Source organism: Mesorhizobium sp. M2A.F.Ca.ET.039.01.1.1, from assembly GCF_003998035.1.
In the GTDB taxonomy this organism is placed as follows: domain Bacteria; phylum Pseudomonadota; class Alphaproteobacteria; order Rhizobiales; family Rhizobiaceae; genus Mesorhizobium.
Genome location: NZ_RZRY01000853.1, coordinates 1 through 2,350, shown reverse-complemented (window position 1 = coordinate 2,350; position 2,350 = coordinate 1). Strand labels below are relative to the sequence as shown.

Annotated in this window: 4 protein-coding genes; all 4 read left to right on the top strand. The window is 63.3% G+C overall.

The window, feature by feature from the left end; all coding sequences use genetic code 11:
- Nucleotides 1-58: 58 nt before the first annotated feature.
- Complete coding sequence (locus EOA24_RS34645; RefSeq protein WP_127258796.1) at nt 59-751, top strand: hypothetical protein; 693 nt, start codon at nt 59-61, stop codon at nt 749-751.
- A complete protein-coding gene (locus EOA24_RS34640) occupies nt 717-1,049 on the top strand; it encodes a hypothetical protein (protein ID WP_189343173.1) in 333 nt (110 codons plus the stop codon). Before EOA24_RS34645 ends, EOA24_RS34640 begins: the two co-directional genes overlap by 35 nt.
- Nucleotides 1,050-1,221: 172 nt before the next feature.
- Nucleotides 1,222-1,818 (top strand): DUF6456 domain-containing protein, encoded by a 597-nt coding sequence (locus EOA24_RS34635; protein ID WP_126083380.1) that lies wholly within the window; start codon nt 1,222-1,224, stop codon nt 1,816-1,818.
- 43 nt (nt 1,819-1,861) lie between these two features.
- Nucleotides 1,862-2,350, top strand: a 489-nt coding sequence (locus EOA24_RS34630; RefSeq protein ID WP_210213634.1) for a hypothetical protein, incomplete at its 3' end; no start/stop codon positions are given.

The window sequence follows — 2,350 nt, the reverse complement described above, 5'->3', positions numbered from 1 at the left end:
CTCCCCCACAAGGGGGGAGATTGGCCAATCGCCAATGCCCCGCCACCGAGCCCACCCCATGAGCGGCACGATCTGGTCGAAATTCTTCTGGTCGGACTGGGAGTCCGATCCGAACCTGCGGCTGTGCTCGCTCGCGGCGCAGGGCCTTTGGATGCGCATGCTGTGCATTGCCGCCGCGCACGAGCCCATCGGCTATGTCGCGATCGCCGGCAAGGGGCTGGAGGAGACGGCCCTTGCCCGCCTTGCCGGCTGTGCGGAGGGGGAGCTTGGCGCGCTGCTTTCCGAACTGGAAGGCAACCGCGTCTTCTCGCGCGATCGCCACGGCCGCATCTATTCCCGACGCATGATCGCCGACGCCCGCAAGGCGCGCGCGGCGCGCAAGAACGGCTTGAAGGGCGGCAACCCAAGCCTTTCGAAGGAAAGGGCTTTTTCGCCCCCGGATAAGCGGCGGGCAAGGGCCGGGGATAAGGCGGGCGATAAGCCCCAGAGTCCAGACTTCCAGAGTCCACAATCCATCGATCCATCAAAAGAAAACGCCCCGGCGTTTTCTTCCTCCGCTTCGCGGAACAGGAATGGAAAAGCAGTTTCGGATCGCCCGGCCGCGCCCGGACAAAAATGGCGTGGGCGCAAAACCCATGTCGATGCCGCCAACGCAATCATCGAGGAGATCAATGACTGCAGCCGAATTGCAGCAGGCGGCGAAGGCGCTAGCCGCGATGTTTTCCTGCTTCCCGCAGTCCGCGCTGGCTGACGCCGAGATGCAGCTGCGCGGCTATCTGGCCGCCGTGCAGGATGCCGAGCTTCAAGACGTCGAGGCCGCGATCCGGCGCTTCATTCGCGGCGAGGCCAAGATGGCCAACGCCCAGTTCTGCCCGTCGAGCGCCCAGCTTTCCATCGAAGTGCGCGAGAGGCGGCTGATGCGGGAGCTGACGGCGAAGCGGAGTGTCCAGCTAGGCGCCAGTTCCTCGCCCCCGCAATGCGGGGGAGAGGTGGCGCGGCGAAGCCGCGACGGAGAGGGGGACGCCCTCCGCGAAATCAAAGCCGGCTGAGAACCCGGCACCTCGCATCACACGCGAAGCCGAACGAGAACACCCACCGTACGCCATTGGCTTCGCGGAGGGCGTCCCCCCTCTCCGTCCGCTTCGCGGCCACCTCTCCCCCGCGTTGCGGGGGCGAGGAACCCAAGTTCTGCAACGTCCCACCCCACAAAGGACCGCACCCATGCCCCGCAAGCCCTCAAAGAAACCCCAACCCCCAAAGCTTCCCAAGGGCGAGGCCGCGCAGGTGCGCATCCGCCGCGAGGTCGGCCATGACTTCGCCCTCAAGCAGGACGCCTTCGGCCGCCAGCGGCTGACCGCTGGCACGGCCGAGGCGCGCCGCGTCTACGAAGTGTCGAACGGCGGCTACACCTCCACCGGCGGCATCGTGCGCCTGCGCAATGTCGACCCGCTCACCGGCATCACCTCGCTGACGCGCCAGCAGCGCGAGGCCGGCCAGCGCTTTCGCGACGATTTCGAGCGCGCCGCCCGGCACGGCCTGCAGCCGCAATCCTGGAGCGAACGCGTTGACGCCAGCCGCGTCGGCGGCGGCGTCCCCGACCGCGTCCTCTCAGCCGGCCGGGCGCATGCCCATGCAGCCGCCGCGCTCGCCCATTGGGAGGTGGCGGAGGTGGTGCGCAAGACTTGCCTCGAAGGCCTGTCGGTGAAGGCCATCGCCGAGCGTAGCGGCGAGGGAAGGGATGTAGTGGTGAAGCTGCTGAAGGTCGGGCTGGATTTGTTGGCGGTGCACTACGGGATGATGGGGAGGAAGGCGGGGTGAAGGTGGCCTAGTATATGTCACTCAAGGCGTTATTGTTTACCCCATGAACGACGAAACTGAGCAACTGCTTGCTTACCTAACTGCAGACCCAACTGGTCAGCTGCACGATGGCCTAGGCTTAGTCGACAGATACCTCGAAGCTGTCGAACGACAACATGCTTTGATGTTCGATGCGTGGCGGCAGAAGAGATACAAACGCGCGTTGGTAGAGTTGCACTTTTTTCTAATCGCTATCGACAGAGTGAAGGATGGAATTGTCTTAGCGTCAAATGTCTTGGGCGCCGAAATGGCTAGCCATGTTGGGGCTTTGGATCTCTCAGCATACAAGAGAGCAAGGGATCATTTCGAGCATATTGAAGATCGGCTCTACGGCTCGCGAAAGAACGCACTGAAGAAGATCGAAGAAGCTGGGAACGAACGCACCATTCACTACGGCCTGTCTGCCGAAGACAAAAGCTTCCGATGGAGTGATCAGAAAATTGATGTCTCGGAAGAGTTTCTAAGTAGCTTTCTTTCTTGGGCGGCTGAGGCG